The organism is Bacillus cereus group sp. MYBK227-1, from assembly GCF_051916325.1.
GTDB classification, from domain to species: domain Bacteria; phylum Bacillota; class Bacilli; order Bacillales; family Bacillaceae_G; genus Bacillus_A; species Bacillus_A cereus.
The window spans coordinates 30092-48833 of record NZ_JBQAGK010000005.1; the positions used below are offsets into that span (position 1 = coordinate 30092).

An 18742-nucleotide genomic window follows, 5' to 3' on the forward strand; every position below is an offset into this window, starting at 1 on the left:
AGCCTCTAGCAGTTGAAGCTAGAGGTTTTTCTATAGATCGTATAGGATGCCGTGTAAAAGTGGATCATACATGAGTCTATGAGAATAGAGGAGAAAATACTTAAACAAAGGATGCGGTCATATAGGACATACTATGTAAACATCAATATGTTTAGGGATTATTGACCATATTTTTATAAGGAGGAAATAGACGATGATGGGAAAGAAAATTTTAGTAGTTGATGATGAAAAGCCGATTGCAGATATTTTGAAGTTTAACCTAGAAAAAGAAGGTTTTGAAATAGTAATGGCGCATGATGGTGATGAAGCAATTGAAAAGGCTAATGAAGAGCAACCAGATATGGTTTTATTAGATATTATGCTACCAGGTAAAGATGGCTTAGAGGTTTGCCGTGAAATACGTAAAAGCTCAGAAATGCCGATTATTATGCTTACAGCAAAGGACTCTGAGATTGATAAAGTATTAGGGCTTGAGCTTGGGGCAGATGATTATGTAACGAAGCCATTTAGTACAAGAGAATTACTTGCTCGTGTGAAGGCGAATTTACGCCGCCATCAACAAGGTGGTGCTGCGGAAAAAGAAGAAAATACAGAAATGGTTATTGGACCAATTGTGATTAATCCAAATGCATATAGTGTAACGAAGCGTGAGGAAAATATCGAGCTTACACATCGTGAATTTGAGTTGCTACATTATTTAGCGAAACATTTAGGACAAGTTATGACACGCGAACATTTATTACAAACAGTTTGGGGTTATGACTATTTTGGAGATGTGCGCACAGTAGACGTTACAGTACGTCGTTTGCGTGAAAAAATTGAAGATAATCCAAGCCATCCTACTTTAATTGTAACTAGACGTGGAGTAGGGTATTACTTGCGTGACCCAGAGCAGGAATAGTATATGAAGAAAGTTGGTTTTTTTCAATCTATTCATTTAAAATTTGTGCTTATATATATGCTATTAATATTAATAGCGATGCAAGTTATTGGAGTATATTTCGTAAGGGAATTAGAGAAGAGCTTAGTACAAGGTTTTAGGGATTCTTTAACGCAGCAAACAAACTTATTATCATATAATTTGAAGCAAGAGTTTAAAAAAAGTTATACAAAAGCAGAAACAGAGTCAACAGATGAAACGATTAAAACTTCAATTCGAAAATTTGCCTCTGATCAGAAGAAAGTTATACAAGAGGTAAGTGTATTTGATTCGCACAGAAAGTTACTGGCTATTTCAGATGAATCAAAGCAGAATAAGGTGAATCGAACATCAACTGATATAGCTGTTCAGCGAGTGTTAGTACAAAAAAAGCCGGAAGTGAAAATTGAGAAGGATGGTAGTACAGGTCATCGTGTTCAAGTTATGCTTACTCCGATTCTAGATGATAACGGTAAGGATGCGCTTGGTGTTATTTACATTGTGGCATCTATGGAAGATGTATATAAACAAATGAAGGATATAAATCAAATTTTTGCTACGGGAACAGTAATTGCTTTATTAGTAACGGCCGTACTTGGGATTTTATTGGCTCAAACAATTACAAGACCAATTTCAGATATGCGGAGACAAGCAATCGAAATGGCAAAAGGAAATTATTCGAGAAAAGTAAAAGTGCATAGCCATGATGAAATTGGACAACTGGCATTATCCTTCAATAATTTATCAAAAAAATTACAACAAGCTCGTTCTTCTACAGAAAGTGAAAGGCGTAAATTATCATCTGTTTTATCACATATGACAGATGGAGTAATTGCTACTGACCGAAAAGGGGATATTATTTTACTAAATGACCCTGCGGAAAAGATGTTAAATGTTTCTCGTGAAACAGCGCTCGATCAATCTGTTTTAGAGGTATTAGGAATACAGGAAGAATTTACGCTCGATCATTTATATGAAGAGCCAGATTCTGTTTTATTAGATTTTAGTACGAGAAACGAACCATATATTTTACGTGCTAGTTTCTCTGTTATTCAAAAAGAAACAGGGAAGGCAAATGGCTTAATTGCTGTACTATATGATGTAACAGAGCAGGAGCGTATAGAAAGGGAACGCCGTGAGTTTGTGGCGAATGTCTCTCATGAATTAAGGACGCCATTAACGACGATGCGCAGTTATTTAGAGGCACTTACAGATGGAGCATGGCAGGATCCAAATATTGCACCACAATTTTTAACGGTTACACAAGAAGAAACAGAAAGAATGATTAGACTTGTAAATGCGTTGTTACAGCTATCTAAACTTGATAGTACAGAGCATCGTTTAATGAAAGAATGGGTCGACTTTACTGATTTCTTTAATAATATTATTGATCGCTTTGAAATGTCTAAAGAGCAAAATGTAAGTTTCAAACGATCTTTCTCTAAGAAATCTAGATTTATTGATATGGATACTGACAAAATTACTCAAGTGCTGTATAACATTATTTCTAACGCATTAAAGTATTCACCAGAAGGTGGAACAGTAACATATCGTTTACGTGATCGCGGTGATTTATTAGAAATTAGTGTAAGTGACCAAGGAATGGGGATTCCAAAAGAAAACGTTGATAAAATCTTTGAACGTTTTTATCGCGTAGATAAAGCTCGTTCAAGACAAATGGGTGGTACTGGGCTTGGATTAGCAATTGCAAAAGAAATGATTGAGGCACATGGTGGCTCTATTTGGGCGAAGAGTGAAGAAGGAAAAGGGACAACTATTTATTTCACGTTACCAATGGCAGCAGATGAAGAGGACGATTGGGAATGAGTATGGAAAACTTTAAAACAATAGTTTTAATTAACCTAGTTGTAATTAGCCTATTTCTTACTTTTAACCTATGGACGTATGTGCCAGATTCTACATCCATGCAAAACGCGAAATTTGTGCAGGGAAATGAAGGAATGAACCAAACTAAAATTTCCGATGTTGTCCGTCCTACTTCTATCATCGTGCATAAAGATAAAAATCATTATGGGAGCAGAAGAGAGGCAGATATAGAATCAATCTATAAGCCTCTGGAAGTAGGGGAACTACATGATTTTAAAGAGATATCAATCACTAAGGGGGATTTCCTTTCATATGTGCATGGTGAAGGGAAAGTTGAACTTGTTTTCCCTACCGATATCCCATTTGATGCAGTAAAATCCATGTTTAACATGAAAGAGAAGAGTACAGATAAGCCTAAACATTTTAATCGTATTCTCCTCGATCCTTCTCGAAGTAAGGATCAAGAAATTAAAATTAACTTTGTTTCTGATGGTGATAACTTTAAAATATACGAGGCAAAATTAAGTGGCGTGTATTTAAAAGATATTGTAAATGCCCAAAATCAATTTATAGTATCAGCAAAGCCTTATTTTGATTATCAACTTAATGATATGAAAAAGTTATTTTTACCAGATGGAACGACAGAGTTAAACAATATAACATATATTTCATCTAATTTAGCAGTTGATACGTTTAAGAATGCTCTGTTTAGTGATCCTCGTTATTTAAGTCCGATTACCGAGATGTCGAAAGAAACATTTACAGATGGTATTAGATCCATGGAAATTGAAAACGATCGTCACATGCTAAAGTATAAAAACTCTTCTGTCTTAACTGAGAAAACGATAGATAATTTAATGCTTTTACAAAAAAGCTTTGAATTCGTAAGTGGTCACAGTGGAAGTTTGGATTCATATCGTTTGGACTATATGAATAAAGGAGAGACAGTATTTCGTTTAAATGAAGATGGATATTCAGTATTCAATGAAGATGGATTAGCTGAATTGAGACAAATATGGGGATCAGAAGAAGTAATGGAATATGAAAGACCGTTGCTGTCTTTAAATACTAAAGGTATAGAACAGAAGGTTACTCTTCCGTCAGGGCATGTTGTAATAGCATCTCTAGAAAATAATCCAGAGATAAAGAAACAAGTAATTAAGGATATTGGTATTGGATACAAGTTATCACTAGATGGACAAGTAGTTCGATTACAACCAATTTGGTATGTAAAGCTTGTTGAAGATGAAACAGGTAAACAGAAAATCTATGAGTGGAGTGAGGGAGGACTAAATGGATTGGGATCGGATTAAAACCATATTTATTGTGACCTTTTTTGTTTTGGACCTCTTTCTCATTTTCCAATTCATTCAAAAGCAAGATAGTAATCAATTGGAGCTTATTGCAGAAACAAAGATAGATCAAGAATTAAAAGCAAACAAAATTACGATGGGAAATATCCCTAAAGAACCGAAAAAAGAGTCATTTATTAGAGCGGAAAATAAAGCTTTTAAAGAAGAAGATATACAGTCTTTGAAAAATCAAACAGTGCATATACAAAATATGTACAAGATAGAAAGTAAGCTAAAAGAGCCTTTTTTAAATACGAAATCATTATCAAAAGATAAGTATAATGAATTTTTGAAGAACTATGTATTGGATGGACAAAAGTATGAATTTGGAGCGGTGAAAGACTCTAAAATTTATTTCTTCCAAAAATATAAAGATAAGCCTATTTTCTATAATAATCAGGCGATGATTGTTGTGGAATTAAATGAAAAAAATGAACTTGTTTCATATACGCAGACAATGCTAACTGATTTAAAAGAAATGGGCGAAGGTGAAAAAACGAAAGAGCAAGAAATTATTACGGCTCAAACAGCTTTAGAAAATTTGTATTTAAAAAATAAAATTCATGGAAATACGCATGTTAAAGAAGCGCAAATTGGTTATGCCACTCTTACCGCATCTACTTCTAATAACCAAGTACTGGCTCCAACATGGAATTTGAAAACGGAGCAGAAGCAGGACTTCTTTGTGAATGCAATTGAAGGACAAGTTATGGAATTAGGAGAAAAGGAAAATCAAGTGGTTGATGAACATACTGGAGTGAGAAAGAATGGGGTTGCATTTTAGCGTACTTGCAAGTGGAAGTACAGGAAATATGCTATACGTAGGAACCGATGAAAAAAAATTACTAGTCGACGCAGGTTTAAGTGGTAAAGCAACAGAGGCTTTATTTAAACAAGCAGAACTGAATATAAATGATGTATCAGGTATTCTTGTAACGCATGAGCATAGTGATCATATTAAAGGATTAGGTGTACTGGCACGTAAATATGATTTACCTGTTTATGCGAATGAGAAAACATGGAATGCAATGGAACATTTAATAGGAAATATCCCAACTGAACAAAAGTTTATTTTCTCAGTTGGTGATGTGAAAACCTTTGGTGATATTGAAGTCGAGTCATTTGGAGTTTCTCATGATGCGGCAGAACCGATGTTTTATGCTTTCCATAACAATAATAGGAAGTTAGCGCTTATTACAGATACGGGATACGTAAGTGACCGTATGAAAGGCATTATTAAGGGAGCTAATGCTTTCGTATTTGAAAGTAATCATGATGTAGAAATGCTTCGTATGGGACGTTATCCATGGAGCATTAAACGACGTATTTTAAGTGACGTTGGGCATGTTTGTAATGAGGATGCTGCATTAGCGATGGCAGATGTAATTACAGATGAGACAAAGCATATTTATTTAGCACATTTAAGCTTAGATAATAACATGAAAGAACTAGCGCGTATGTCAGTATCACAAGTACTAGAGGAAAAAGGATTTGGAGTGGGTGAATCCTTTGAAATTCACGATACAGATCCAAAAATGCCTACAAAAATTCAATACGTATAATTCTTCATTTTAGTAAACAATAAAGGTGAATATAGTTGTTTTCAGGAAGATAGGTGAACAAATATGTCCTTTATTGATGAAGAAAATTATCGTATGAAACGTGCAGGAAAAAAGAAGCACAAAGGTATAGTTCTTTCTAGTATAGCGGGAACAATTGTAGGAGCTTCTTTATTCGCGTTTGGAGCGCCTTTATTTTCAAATTCTGCTGATACGCTTCCGCAAGCTGAAGCAAGCGGAAGTAATATGGCCGAAGCTCAAGGGATTAAACAGATTAGCTTTGTAGATGCTGTTGATCGTGCATCTGAAGCTGTTGTGGGTGTTATTAACATTCAACGAGATAACTTTTCAGAGGCAGATTCAGAGGCCGGTACAGGATCAGGAGTAATTTATAAAAAGACAGATGGTCAAGCTTATATTGTAACGAATAATCATGTTGTAGCTGGAGCGAATCGTATTGAAGTAAGTCTAAGTGACGGTAAGAAGGTTCCTGGAAAAGTATTAGGAACCGATGTAGTCACAGACTTAGCTGTATTAGAAATAGATGCAAAGCATGTGAAAAAAATAATTGAAATTGGCGATTCTAATACTGTTCGCAGAGGAGAGCCAGTTATTGCGATTGGAAACCCACTTGGACTGCAATTTTCTGGAACAGTTACACAAGGTATTATTTCAGCTAATGAACGTATTGTCCCTGTAGATTTAGATCAAGATGGACATTATGATTGGCAAGTAGAAGTGTTACAAACAGATGCAGCGATTAATCCGGGGAATAGTGGCGGTGCGCTTGTAAATGCAGCAGGACAATTAATTGGTATTAATTCAATGAAAATTGCTGCAAAAGAAGTAGAAGGAATCGGCCTTGCTATTCCGGTGACTAGAGCTGTTCCGATTATGAATGAACTTGAGAAGTATGGAAAAGTAAGAAGACCATATGTTGGGATTGAACTTAGGTCATTAAATGAAATTCCAAACTATTATTGGTCAAAAACATTACATTTACCAGGTACTGTAACAGAGGGAGTTTGTATTTTGGATGTGAAAAGTCCTTCGCCAGGTGCGGATGCTGGTTTAAGAGAACATGATGTTATTGTGGCAGTAGATGGAAAACCGATTCGCGATATTATTGGATTCCGTACGGCCTTATATGATAAGGAAATTAATGATAAAATGACTCTTACGTTTTATCGTGGCACAAAAAGAGTAACAACAACAGTGAAATTAGGCATTCAAAAGTATTAAAAACAGGAGGGCCTACCTCCTGTTTTCTATTGTAGAAAAGTGAGGTGAAGAAAATGAATTTACCTTGTTGTTTAGAGCATGTTGAATTAGCGTTAGATATTATTGTGGATGAGTGTGAAGTTGCGCCAGTTATCAACAATGTGGATAACTCGGAAAAAGAGAAAAAAACATGTGAATTTTGTCAAAATGAGGCGACATATGTTGTATCGAACACAGATTCTCACACAATATGTGGGTAGTATTTGTGGATATGTGGATAAGTTTTGTGGATAACATGTTTGTAAGGTGGAGGATACGTGTGAATATCTCGATTATTTCAATTGGGAAATTAAAAGAAAAATATTTGAAACAAGGTATAGCAGAATACTTAAAACGATTATCTGCATACGCAAAAGTAGAAGTAATTGAATTGCCTGATGAAAAGGCGCCAGAAAATTTAAGTGAAGCAGAAATGTTAATTGTAAAGGAAAAAGAAGGTATACGTATACTGGATAAAATTTCTGATGACACGCATGTGATTGCATTAGCTATAGAAGGAAAGCAAAAGTCATCAGAAGAATTCGCGATAAGTCTAGATCGCCTTGCTACATACGGAAAGAGTAAAGTCGCATTTGTAATTGGTGGATCACTCGGACTAAGCTCAGAAGTGATGAAGCGTTCAAATGAATCACTTTCTTTTTCAAAGATGACATTACCACACCAATTAATGCGATTAGTGTTGCTTGAGCAAGTGTATAGAGCGTTTCGGATTAATCGTGGGGAACCGTATCATAAGTAATGTATTCTATATAAAACACTGATATTATCATATTTATTTTATTATGCCTATAACTGGAGGCTATGTGAATGGTAAGTGATCAGACGAGATATTCTAGGCTCGCGAATATAACAAAAATAATAAATACGAAATTAGAACTACGTGACGTATTGCAGCGTGTGACAATGGCGATATCAGAGGAGATTGTTAGGTGCGATGCTGTTGGAATTTATTTACCCCAGGAAGATGGAACATTTAGAGGGTTTGCAGGAAAACCAGAGACTATAAATGGTGTAACGCTCGATACTCAAGTAATTGATCCTGAAATAGACTTACTGGCAAAAGAAGTTATTGAAACGAAAAGAACCATCTATATTCCTGATACCTCAAAGGATCATCGACCAGATCCGAGACCGGTTAATGCATTCAAAATTAAGTCCTTATTAGCTCTGCCTATCTCATTTGGGCAAGAGTTATTTGGTCTGGTTTTTTTATTTGATTATGGAATTCCGATGAACTTAACAGATTCAGAAATTCAAAGTGTTGAAGCTTATGTAAATATGGCTGCGGTTGCAATTCAAAACGCAAATAATTTAAAACAAAAGGAAAACCTTATTGCTGAGAAACAACTGTTACTAAATGTTACACGTGATTTATCGATGTGTTCCTCGATACAGGAGAGTTTTGATAAATGCTTTTTTTACCTAGAACAGATTTTAGAGAGTAAAAATATGACTGCTCATCTTCTAGATCCGCTAGATAAAACAACAATTAAAACAACGAAATTAAGTAAGGACTGTCATTGGACAGAAGCGGATTGGACAGAGAAAAGCTATGAAGCCAAGATCCAAGAGGTTATTCAAACAAAAAATATAGATAGTAAGGGTCTATTGATGATTCCATTGGTTTCAATGGGAGAAGTATTAGGGGTAATCGTCGTTGGCAAAGAAGGAAAAGCTCACAATTATGATGATTCCCAACTTCAACTAGCAAAATCTATCGTTGATGCCACAGCCCCTACGTTTTCGAATTTGTTGTATATGGATCAACTAGAGAGCATAGTGGAAGAGCGAACGAGAGAGTTAGCTGCTGCTAATGAAAAAGTTACAAGTGTGATTGAATGTATTACGGATGGATTTTTTATTTTAAATAATAAATGGGAATTTACGTACGTAAATAAGTACCAATATTTTCCGCAAAGAAAAACAGCAAAAGATGTATTAGGAAAGAATATATGGAATGTTTTCCCGAGTGAAATTGACACAGTTATGTATAAGGAATTTCATCGTGCGATGTCAGAGCGAACTACAGTTCATTTCGAATTTCTTTCTACTGCAGATGAATATTGGCACGAAGTTATTGCATACCCATATGATGATGGTATTTGTTGTATTTTTAAAAACATAACGGAAAAAAAGAAATATGAACAGGAATTGAAAAGATTATCCAATATAGATTTAATAGGGCAAATGGCAGCAGGTATCAGCCATGAAATTAGAAATCCAATGACAACAGTACTGGGATTTTTACAGTTATTAAAAGAAGAGAATACCTATGAGAAACATAATAAGTACTTTTATTTAATGATTGAAGAACTTAACCGTGCCAATTCTATTATTACTGAATTTCTCTCAATGGGTAATACAAGGAAATTGGATTTGCAGATGTTAGATTTAAATTCAATTATCCGCGATATTATTCCTTTAATAAAGATTGATACGTACAATCAAAATAAATATATTCAAGTCGATACAAATGACATTCCAGAATTACTTTTAAATCGTAATGAGATACGGCAATTATTAATGAATCTATATCGTAATGGCTTAGAAGCGATGAATACAGGGAAAGTTCTAACCATTAGCACTTACAAGGAAGGTCAAAATTGTGTGGTGCTTGCAGTGCGGGATCAAGGAAAAGGTATCAGGCCTGAAGTATTAGAGAAACTGGGTACGCCGTTTTACACGACCAAAGATAATGGAACTGGATTGGGGTTAGGTGTATGTTATGCCATCGCTGCCCGCCATAATGCAAAAATAGAAATTCAAACAGGATCGGAAGGCACTACCTTTTTTGTTAAATTTAATTATGAAAATAATAAAAAATAACCTTATTTAGAATAGTTACGATGAACCGTATCATAAATAAATTTATTCTTTGTATATAAAAGGATAAAAAGACCATTGGACAAAAATTACCGATGGTCTTTTAAATATTATTAGATGGTATGTAGATTTCCTAAAATAAGTATGTTTCTATTTCCATAAAAATATGCTGTAATATGAAGAGGAAAAAGTATAAGTAGTTAGAGAAGTGAGGAATTAAAGGTGAAGAAGTTTAAGAAGTTTTACTTGGAGATTACGAGTGTATGTAATCTTGCGTGTAGCTTTTGTCCGCCGACGGAAAGGCAGAAGCAATTCATTTCTGTGGAGGATTTTGCTAAAAGATTAGACCAAATTAAACCTCACACAGACTACATTTATTTGCACGTGAAGGGTGAGCCGTTGCTCCATCCGAAAATAGATCAACTATTAGACTTAAGTCATGAAAAAGGGTTTAAAGTTAATATTACAACGAACGGAACGTTAATTAATAAGAGAAGACATAGGCTGTTAAATAAGCCTGCGTTAAGACAAATGAATTTTTCACTGCATAGTTTTGATGGACATCCAGGTTCGCAAGATAAAGAGGGCTATGTAAGGAGTATACTTTCCTTCATTAGGGAAGCGACAAGTCAATCAGATTTAATTGTATCGTTAAGGTTATGGAATTTAACTCAGGATAATAAAACAAATGCTGAAATCCAGAAAAATAGAGAGTTATTATCTATAATTGAAAATGAATTTGATCTATCTTATCAAATTGAAGAGAAGCTTACACCAGGAAAAGGTATAAAAATTGCAGAACGTGTCTTTATTAATCAAGACTATGAATTCCAGTGGCCAGCATTACATGAGGAAGAGGATGATGGGAAAGGATTCTGTCATGGACTTCGTAATCAAGCGGGTATTTTAGCGAATGGAACAGTTATTCCTTGTTGTTTAGATGGTGAAGGGATTATTAACCTTGGGAATATTAATAATGATTCATTTTCTAACATTATTGAAGGTGAAAGAGCAACAAACATTGTCGATGGATTTTCGAAAAGAGTTGCGGTTGAAGAACTTTGCAGGAAATGTGGATATCGCAAACGGTTTGGGAAGTAAATATGAAATAAGCCCTCATTAAAGCGAGGGCTTATTTTTTTATTCTTGATAAGAATGCTCTAATTCATCAATTAATGAACCAACGTAAGAAACAGCTTTACGGATTGCATCTGGTTTTGACATATCTACTCCGGCATGTTTCATTAGTTCAAGTGGTTTCATTGTACCACCAGCACGAAGCACATCTAACCAGCGATCAATAGCAGGTTGTCTTTCCTCTTTAATCATTTGAGCTACTGCAGTGGATGCAGTGAGGCCTGCGGAATATGTATAAGAATATAGACCCATATAATAATGAGGTTGACGCATCCAAGTTAAGCCTGCACCTTCATCGATTTCTACAGAATCTCCCCAGAATGTCGATAGGACATTCGTTTTGATTTCAGTTAAAGTTGTAGCTGTAAGGGCCTGTCCTTCTTCTGCTAGAGCATATACTCTACGTTGATATTCACCCTCAAGTAAGTGAGTAACAAAGTTGTGATAATATGTGCCAAGTAGTTGCAGAATAACCCATCTGCGCATTCTCTTATCGTCAGTAGTCGCTAGTAAATGCTGAGCTAATAGTAATTCATTCATAGTTGATGGTGCTTCAACAAAGTACATAGATGGGCGTACGTTCATAATACGTTGATTTTTATTTGCTAAATAAAAATGACCGGCATGTCCAAATTCATGTGCTAATGTAAAGCATCCGCGCATCGTATTTTGCCATGTAATTAAAATATAGGGATGAGAGCCGTATGGACTTGAGCAAAATGCTCCTGTTGATTTACCTACGTTATCTGCAAGATCTACCCATCTTTCTTTGAATCCTTTTTCGATTATGGAACTATATTCATCGCCTAATATTTTTAAAGAATCTTGAATGAGCGTGCCTGCGTCTTCATAAGTAATCGACGGATTAAATTCGGGATCTAAAGGTGCATGTAAGTCACAGAAAAGCATTTGATCGAGTCCTAATACTTTCCTTTTTAAATCTGCAAAACGGCGCATATGAGGTGCTAGTTCTTTATAAATAATATCAAGTTGGTTGTTATACATTTCAAGTGGAACCTTTTGTGGTTCTAATAGCATATGGGTAACGGATTCATATTTACGTAAACGAGAAAGTGTTACTTGTTTTTTTACTTCAGTAGCATATGTTGTGGCAATTGTATTTTTATATCGGTTTAGTGTGGAAACAAATGATGAATATGCTTTTCGACGTATATATGTGCTTGGAGAAAATTCATATTTGCTTTCAACTAATGAGAATGAAACAGGAAGTTCGTTTCCTTGTTCGTCTTGTATAGAAGTGAAATCCATATCGGCCAATTTAGTCATGCCGTAAATTTTGTATGGAGAACTATGAACTTCGCCAAGTGCAGCAAGTGCTTCTTCTGTTTCAGGAGAGAGTGTGTGCTGTCTTTTTTGTAGTATTTCTAGTAACGATTTACGGAAAGGTTCAAGTTTTGTTTCTTCAGTTAAATATTTTTCAATTGTTCCTTCGTCGAATGAGAGGATTTCATTATGAATAAAGGATAGTGCAGTATGTACTTTCGTCCATAAAGCAGAAATTTTGGAAGAGTTCGCTTGAATACTTGGATTTGTACGATCAGTAGATTCTTTTAAATTTGCATATGAGTATAGTTTTGTTAACGTCATTAAAAGCTCTTCTTCTAAAAGTAGGCAATTTAATAAAGTGTGGGAGCTAGTATGTAAATGCCCTTTAAATGAATCAAGTTTCTGTATATCATTTTCCAATGCGTTTAATGCAGCATGCCATTCGGCATCAGAATTATACAAATCGGATAAATCCCATGTTAGTTCAGCAGGTACCTCTGCGCGATTAAGGCGATTTTCCATTACATTTTTCAAGTCGTATCTCCTCCTTATTAAGACTATCTAAACACATAATACTAGAAAATTCAGTTAAATTAAAATATTTTACATTTTTATATACAAAAAAGAAGGACAAGCATGAAAATGCTTGTCCTTCGAGTTAATTTAAGAATTAATATACTTTGTCACCATTGAAAATCGAGTTTTTCACGACAACATAATCTACAGTACGAATAGCGTCTAATTTTGTTCCGCCAGCGTAAGAGATAGAAGATTGAAGATCTTGTTCCATTTCGATTAACGTATCTTCTAAAGAACCTTTATGCTCAACGAACATTTTCTTACCTTCAACGTTTTTCTTCTCACCCTTTTGGAATTCAGAAGCAGAACCGAAGTATTCTTTATAAAGTTTGCCATCTCTTTCAATTGTTTCCCCTGGAGACTCTTCGTGACCAGCGAATAGAGAACCGATCATGACCATAGTTGCCCCAAATCGAATAGATTTAGCTACGTCGCCGTGTGTACGAATACCACCATCAGCGATAATTGGCTTACTTGCAGCTTTTGCACACCAGCGAAGTGCAGCTAGCTGCCAACCACCAGTTCCGAAGCCTGTTTTAATTTTAGTAATACAAACTTTACCAGGTCCAATACCAACTTTTGTTGCATCGGCACCAGCATTTTCTAATTCTCTTACCGCTTCTGGAGTTCCAACGTTTCCAGCGATAACGAAGCTCTCTGGTAAATGTTTTTTAATATGTTGAATCATGTTGATCACAGCATTAGAATGACCGTGTGCGATATCAATCGTGATATATTCAGGTGTAAGTTGCTCAGCAGCTAATTGTTGTACGAATTCATATTCGTCCTCTTTTACACCAACGCTGATAGAAGCGATTAATCCACGTGATTGCATATCTCTAATGAATGAGATTCGTTTCTCTGGTTGGAAACGATGCATGATATAAAAGTAGTTGTTCTCAGCTAAATAAGTTGCAATTCTTTCATCAATAATCGTTTGCATATTTGCAGGCACGACAGGTAATTTAAATTTATGTTTTCCTAAAGTGACAGTTGTATCACATTCAGAGCGGCTATTTACAATACATTTTGCAGGAATTAATTGAATATCTTCATAGTCAAATACGTTTTCCATCATTTACACCCCTAAAATACGAATATTTTATTTTTATTAATCAAAAATGTTCGTCCATAGGATAATTTACATTATTTTTATTAAGAAGTCAAAGGATTTCTTAACATTTTTTTAAAAAGTAGATTTTATATCTAAAAAAAAACGTTAAAAACGAATTTAAAACGTTTTTTTGTTTTTATTGTTCGTTTATGGGAAGGGTTGAAAAATTAAGATAATTATACAAGGTTGTATGTATTCTTTTTATTTTTTTGAGTGGATGTAGGATACTATAAAAAGGTTAATGCTAACAATACGAGAAAAAGATGTTATCAAGTAGTTGAACAATATATGAAATGAAAAGGTTTATTTCTATATAAAAAGATGAATCTGGCATGATTCACCTTTTATGTGAGGTTTCAAGTATAATAAGTAGGGTGATAGTAACGTATACAAAAGATAAAAAAGAAAATAATACAGAATAAAATGAGGTTAATATATGAGTAAAAAAAGTTTTTCTGATTATAAATTAAGTAAGGAAATTGTAAGGGCACTTACTGGGTTAGGGTATGATCATCCAACGGAAGTACAAGGTGAGGTTATTCCAGTTGCATTACAAAAGAAGGATCTTGTTGTGAAATCCCAGACTGGAAGTGGAAAAACAGCTTCATTTGGTATTCCACTTTGTGAAATGGTGGAGTGGGAAGAGAATAAACCACAAGCATTAGTTTTAACACCAACGAGAGAGCTTGCGGTACAGGTAAAAGAAGATATTACAAATATAGGTCGATTCAAAAGGATTAAGGCTGCGGCAGTTTATGGGAAATCTCCATTTGCACGTCAAAAATTAGAATTAAAGCAAAAGACACATATTGTAGTTGGGACTCCTGGTCGTGTGTTGGATCATATTGAGAAGGGTACCCTTTCTTTAGAGTGTTTGAAGTATTTAGTTATTGATGAAGCAGATGAGATGCTAAATATGGGCTTTATCGATCAAGTAGAGGCAATTATTGATGAATTACCTACAAAAAGAATGACAATGTTATTTTCAGCAACACTTCCAGAAGATGTTGAGAAATTGTCTCGTACATATATGAATTCACCAACTCATATTGAAATTAAAGCGGCTGGGATTACGACGGATAAAATTGAACATACTCTTTTTGAGGTGATAGAAGACGAGAAGCTTTCACTACTTAAAGATGTAACAACGATTGAGAATCCTGATAGCTGTATTATTTTCTGCCGTACACAAGAAAATGTAGATCATGTATATAGACAATTAAAACGAGCTAACTATCCTTGTGACAAAATACATGGTGGTATGGTACAAGAAGATCGTTTTGAAGTCATGGATGATTTTAGAAAAGGAAAATTCCGTTATTTAGTAGCAACAGATGTAGCTGCGAGAGGAATTGATATTGATAATATTACACATGTTATTAATTATGATATTCCACTTGAAAAAGAAAGCTATGTACATCGTACTGGAAGAACGGGACGAGCTGGAAATAGTGGAAAAGCTATTACATTTATAACACCATATGAAAATAGATTTTTAGAAGAGATTGAGGAGTATATTGGATTTGAAATTCCAAAGGCAATTGGACCTTCAAAAGAAGAAGTTATGAAAGAGAAAGCTGCATTTGAAGAAAAGATACATGCTAAACCAATTATAAAGAAAGATAAAAATGCAGACATCAACAAAGGCATTATGAAGCTGTACTTTAATGGCGGGAAGAAAAAGAAAATTAGGGCGGTAGATTTCGTCGGTACAATTGCTAAAATTAAAGGTGTTACAGCAGAAGATATAGGCATTATTACGATACAAGATAATGTTTCTTACGTTGAAATATTAAATGGAAAAGGACCACTTGTCTTGAAAGTCATGAAGACTACAACGATTAAAGGGAAACAACTAAAAGTTCATGAAGCAATTAAGTAAATAAAAAACTATCCACTTTAATAGGTGGATAGTTTTTTATTTATGATTCTTTTAAATCATCCACTAGTTGCTCCGCTAAACGTCTATACATATTACTCATAGTCACGAAGGATGTTAGTAGTAGAAATTTTTCTAGCTTTGTATCTTCTAAGGAAGAAATCTCATTTACTTCTGTAACACGGTTATTTACGTCTTGTTTAAAGCTTTCGACATTGCTTTCAGTAAGAGCAAGATAATTTTTGTATAACGTATTTAATTCGAATGAATCATCATTTAATAAGGAGTCATTTATAGTTTCTAATGAACTTTTTATGTCGTTAATGGAGAGAGCTCCCTTTAATTGATAAATTAGGCTAATTAAAATCATATGCTCTTTTGAATACTTTTTATTTTTGATGGGGATGAATAGTTTCCCTTTTGCGTAATTATTAATCATCGTTTTGGTTAATACTTTTTCATCATCAGTTCTCGTTGTATCTGCATAAGTATTCTCAAATAGTTGAACAACTTGATCTACATATAAGTCAACATTTGGAATATCCTCAAGTTTAATGTTTTTTTCTAAATGCAATGTCTCAAGTAATTCATTTATATTTTCCACGTAGAATCCCTCACTTTTATAACTTAGTGGAACTTAATGTTTAATATATCTTTAAATATGGTATTACGAAACAAATGAATTGTAAATGTTGACCTTAAAAAGAAATGTGTATATACTTACATGTAGTTATTAAAACTACATGTAAGTATATGAGGGGTGTTATTATGAATGCTTATGTAAGGGAACCAGTTAATGCATTTACTCACTTAGGTGGAGCGATATTATCATTTATTGCCTTATTAGCTATGCTTGTGAAAGTTTCTATCAAGATGCCATCATTTGCTGCAATTACAGCTGTTATTTTGTTTGGTATTGGAATGATGGTCCTTTATACGGCGTCAGCTGTGTATCATAGTGTTGTGGCCAATGAACGTGTTATTTACTTCTTTAGGAAGCTAGATCATTCTATGATTTTTATATTAATTGCAGGTACATATGCACCCTTTTGCTTAATTACATTAAATTCAGCAAGTGGTTTACTATTATTTTGTTTAGTCTATGCAACTGCGATTTGTGGCATTGTATTTAAAATGTTTTGGTTTAATTGTCCAAGATGGTTATCGACAGCAATTTATATTACGATGGGTTGGTTAATTGTGTTATTCTTTGCACCGTTAGCTGAGAATTTAAGTACAGGAGGCATTATTTTCTTAGTACTTGGGGGCATTTTTTATACAATTGGTGGATTTATTTATGGAACAAAGCCAAAATGGTTAGAGTTTAAATATATGGGGCATCATGAAATTTTTCATGTTTTTGTATTATTAGGTAGTCTTGCGCATTTTCTAAGTGTATATTGTTATGTAATTTAATAAAATTATTATGGGATAAAATGTAAGTTTCTGTGTTCGCATGTTAAACATAGGATAAGAAATATGTGATATACTTTGAGAAGTTTATAATGAATGAAATATGGAGGACTATAATTATGGCAATACTTGTAACAGGTGGAGCAGGATATATTGGTAGTCATACATGTGTAGAATTACTAAATAGCGGTTACGAAGTTATAGTAGTGGATAACCTTTCGAATAGCTCGGTAGAATCTATAAATCGAGTGAAAGAAATAACAGGAAAACAATTTAAGTTTTATAAAGAAGATGTTTTAAATCGCGAAGCGCTTGACGCAATTTTTGAAGAAAATGCAATTGAAGCAGTTATTCACTTTGCAGGATTTAAAGCTGTAGGGGAGTCAGTAGCGATTCCATTAACATATTATCATAACAACATTACAAGCACGTTAGTGCTATGTGAAGTAATGCAGAAACATAATGTAAAGAAGATAATCTTTAGTTCATCTGCAACTGTATATGGTATCCCGGAAACGTCACCGATTACGGAGGAGTTTCCATTAAGTGCAACAAATCCATATGGTCAAACGAAATTAATGATTGAGCAAATTATGCGTGATGTAGCATTTGCAGATGCAGAATGGAGTATCGCGTTACTTCGCTATTTCAATCCATTTGGTGCACACGAAAGTGGGCGTATCGGAGAAGATCCAAATGGAATCCCAAATAACTTAATGCCATATGTAACGCAAGTAGCGGTAGGTAAGTTAAAAGAATTAAGCGTATTCGGAAATGACTATCCAACGAAAGATGGAACAGGAGTCCGTGATTACATCCATGTTGTGGACTTAGCAAATGGTCACGTAAAGGCGCTTGAGAAAGTACTGAGTACAACGGGAGTAGATGCTTATAACCTGGGCACAGGTATGGGCTATAGTGTACTAGAGATGGTTGAAGCGTTTGAAAAAGTTTCGGGTAAGAAAGTTCCTTATAAAATTACAGAGCGTCGCCCAGGTGATGTGGCAGTATGTTTTGCTGATGCATCGAAAGCAAAGCGTGAATTAGGCTGGGAGGCAACACGCGGATTAGAAGAAATGTGTGCAGATTCTTGGAAATGGCAATCAAATAATAAAAATGGCTATTTAGAAGTTTAATGATGAATATAAAAAAATGACCTTTGCATAAAAGCAAGAGGTCATTTTTTATTAATTTTATTAGCGAACCTAGAAAAGAACGTTCGCTGTTTTAAATGATGTGATTTTACAATATCTTATGCTAGAAGGTAGTAGAATGAGATAGAGGAATGTATTATTTTATTAATTTTTTATAGAAATTGAAAGCGTAGTATTGAAAAGTATTCCAACACTTGTATCATTGCTAGAGTCCGTTTATAATCAAGGAATCCTAGTTCATGTTTTAATAGGATTATTTATTATTGAAAGCGTTTTAAGTTCGCTCCTTTTTGAGGTAGGAGGTCTGACTTATTCGGATGAAAAATTATGTATGTAGTTTTAAATGGGAAGAAAAATAATATAAGTATCACTTTATAGTGTGGGGAGGTTAAAAGTGTGAAAGGTAAAGATTTTCACA

General features: G+C 34.4%; 16 protein-coding genes. 13 read left to right on the plus strand and 3 right to left on the minus strand.

Translation table 11 applies throughout. The features are described from left to right. Positions 1–193: 193 nt before the first annotated feature. From walR to ACTFRM_RS21600, 10 genes are all read left to right on the plus strand, one after another. The gene (walR, locus tag ACTFRM_RS21555) at positions 194–901 is read left to right on the plus strand and encodes a cell wall metabolism DNA-binding response regulator WalR (protein ID WP_000971865.1); all 708 of its coding nucleotides are present in this window, start codon (positions 194–196) and stop codon (positions 899–901) included. A gap of 3 nt (positions 902–904) precedes the next feature. Continuing rightward, positions 905–2746 carry a cell wall metabolism sensor histidine kinase WalK gene (gene walK, locus ACTFRM_RS21560; protein WP_000755367.1) on the plus strand — a complete coding sequence of 614 codons (1842 nt, stop codon included), beginning with the start codon at positions 905–907 and terminating at the stop codon, positions 2744–2746. After that, positions 2743–4059 carry a YycH family regulatory protein gene (locus ACTFRM_RS21565; RefSeq protein WP_000061560.1) on the plus strand — a complete coding sequence of 439 codons (1317 nt, stop codon included), beginning with the start codon at positions 2743–2745 and terminating at the stop codon, positions 4057–4059. The genes walK and ACTFRM_RS21565 overlap by 4 nt, the downstream gene beginning before the upstream one ends. Then, positions 4040–4882 (plus strand): two-component system regulatory protein YycI, encoded by an 843-nt coding sequence (locus tag ACTFRM_RS21570; RefSeq protein ID WP_000383740.1) that lies wholly within the window; start codon positions 4040–4042, stop codon positions 4880–4882. Before ACTFRM_RS21565 ends, ACTFRM_RS21570 begins: the two co-directional genes overlap by 20 nt. Further along, positions 4866–5660 carry an MBL fold metallo-hydrolase gene (locus tag ACTFRM_RS21575; protein ID WP_086396125.1) on the plus strand — a complete coding sequence of 265 codons (795 nt, stop codon included), beginning with the start codon at positions 4866–4868 and terminating at the stop codon, positions 5658–5660. The genes ACTFRM_RS21570 and ACTFRM_RS21575 overlap by 17 nt, the downstream gene beginning before the upstream one ends. A gap of 63 nt (positions 5661–5723) precedes the next feature. After that, a complete protein-coding gene (locus ACTFRM_RS21580) occupies positions 5724–6899 on the plus strand; it encodes a S1C family serine protease (RefSeq protein ID WP_000008031.1) in 1176 nt (391 codons plus the stop codon). 53 nt (positions 6900–6952) lie between these two features. After that, positions 6953–7138 carry a CxxH/CxxC protein gene (locus ACTFRM_RS21585; RefSeq protein WP_001052827.1) on the plus strand — a complete coding sequence of 62 codons (186 nt, stop codon included), beginning with the start codon at positions 6953–6955 and terminating at the stop codon, positions 7136–7138. Between the two features lie 59 nt (positions 7139–7197). Further along, positions 7198–7677 (plus strand): 23S rRNA (pseudouridine(1915)-N(3))-methyltransferase RlmH, encoded by a 480-nt coding sequence (rlmH, locus tag ACTFRM_RS21590; protein ID WP_001027000.1) that lies wholly within the window; start codon positions 7198–7200, stop codon positions 7675–7677. Positions 7678–7745: 68 nt separating this feature from the next. After that, the gene (locus ACTFRM_RS21595; RefSeq protein WP_000253117.1) at positions 7746–9764 is read left to right on the plus strand and encodes a GAF domain-containing sensor histidine kinase; all 2019 of its coding nucleotides are present in this window, start codon (positions 7746–7748) and stop codon (positions 9762–9764) included. A 219-nt stretch (positions 9765–9983) separates the two neighbouring features. After that, entirely contained in the window at positions 9984–10862 is an 879-nt protein-coding gene (locus tag ACTFRM_RS21600; protein ID WP_000713633.1) for a radical SAM/SPASM domain-containing protein, read from the plus strand. 39 nt (positions 10863–10901) lie between these two features. On the opposite strand, the gene pepF is transcribed toward ACTFRM_RS21600, so the two are convergent. Both pepF and guaC read right to left on the minus strand, forming a co-directional pair. Continuing rightward, the gene (pepF, locus tag ACTFRM_RS21605; RefSeq protein ID WP_016123914.1) at positions 10902–12719 is read right to left on the minus strand and encodes an oligoendopeptidase F; all 1818 of its coding nucleotides are present in this window, start codon (positions 12717–12719) and stop codon (positions 10902–10904) included. 136 nt (positions 12720–12855) lie between these two features. Then, entirely contained in the window at positions 12856–13839 is a 984-nt protein-coding gene (gene guaC / locus ACTFRM_RS21610; RefSeq protein ID WP_000432447.1) for a GMP reductase, read from the minus strand. 475 nt (positions 13840–14314) lie between these two features. On the opposite strand from guaC, the gene dbpA reads away from it, so the two are divergent. Continuing rightward, positions 14315–15760 (plus strand): ATP-dependent RNA helicase DbpA, encoded by a 1446-nt coding sequence (gene dbpA / locus ACTFRM_RS21615; RefSeq protein WP_000039350.1) that lies wholly within the window; start codon positions 14315–14317, stop codon positions 15758–15760. A gap of 40 nt (positions 15761–15800) precedes the next feature. Here dbpA and ACTFRM_RS21620 read toward each other — a convergent pair whose 3' ends face one another. Then, on the minus strand, positions 15801–16361 hold the full coding sequence (locus ACTFRM_RS21620; protein ID WP_000427879.1) for a DUF1836 domain-containing protein: 561 nt from the start codon (positions 16359–16361) through the stop codon (positions 15801–15803). Between the two features lie 164 nt (positions 16362–16525). On the opposite strand from ACTFRM_RS21620, the gene trhA reads away from it, so the two are divergent. Beyond that, positions 16526–17173: a PAQR family membrane homeostasis protein TrhA gene (gene trhA, locus ACTFRM_RS21625; RefSeq protein ID WP_000995363.1), complete on the plus strand. Its 648-nt coding sequence runs from the start codon at positions 16526–16528 to the stop codon at positions 17171–17173. 116 nt (positions 17174–17289) lie between these two features. Next, a complete protein-coding gene (gene galE / locus ACTFRM_RS21630; protein WP_000996540.1) occupies positions 17290–18306 on the plus strand; it encodes a UDP-glucose 4-epimerase GalE in 1017 nt (338 codons plus the stop codon). The last annotated feature ends 436 nt before the right edge of the window (positions 18307–18742 follow it).

Coding starts and splice junctions, on each gene's coding strand:
- walR (WP_000971865.1), top strand. CDS start 194: ATGATGGGAAAGAAAATTTTAGTAGTTGATGATGAAAAGCCGATTGCA.
- walK (WP_000755367.1), top strand. CDS start 905: ATGAAGAAAGTTGGTTTTTTTCAATCTATTCATTTAAAATTTGTGCTT.
- ACTFRM_RS21565 (WP_000061560.1), top strand. CDS start 2,743: ATGAGTATGGAAAACTTTAAAACAATAGTTTTAATTAACCTAGTTGTA.
- ACTFRM_RS21570 (WP_000383740.1), top strand. CDS start 4,040: ATGGATTGGGATCGGATTAAAACCATATTTATTGTGACCTTTTTTGTT.
- ACTFRM_RS21575 (WP_086396125.1), top strand. CDS start 4,866: ATGGGGTTGCATTTTAGCGTACTTGCAAGTGGAAGTACAGGAAATATG.
- ACTFRM_RS21580 (WP_000008031.1), top strand. CDS start 5,724: ATGTCCTTTATTGATGAAGAAAATTATCGTATGAAACGTGCAGGAAAA.
- ACTFRM_RS21585 (WP_001052827.1), top strand. CDS start 6,953: ATGAATTTACCTTGTTGTTTAGAGCATGTTGAATTAGCGTTAGATATT.
- ACTFRM_RS21595 (WP_000253117.1), top strand. CDS start 7,746: ATGGTAAGTGATCAGACGAGATATTCTAGGCTCGCGAATATAACAAAA.
- guaC (WP_000432447.1), bottom strand. CDS start 13,839: ATGGAAAACGTATTTGACTATGAAGATATTCAATTAATTCCTGCAAAA.
- dbpA (WP_000039350.1), top strand. CDS start 14,315: ATGAGTAAAAAAAGTTTTTCTGATTATAAATTAAGTAAGGAAATTGTA.
- trhA (WP_000995363.1), top strand. CDS start 16,526: ATGAATGCTTATGTAAGGGAACCAGTTAATGCATTTACTCACTTAGGT.
- galE (WP_000996540.1), top strand. CDS start 17,290: ATGGCAATACTTGTAACAGGTGGAGCAGGATATATTGGTAGTCATACA.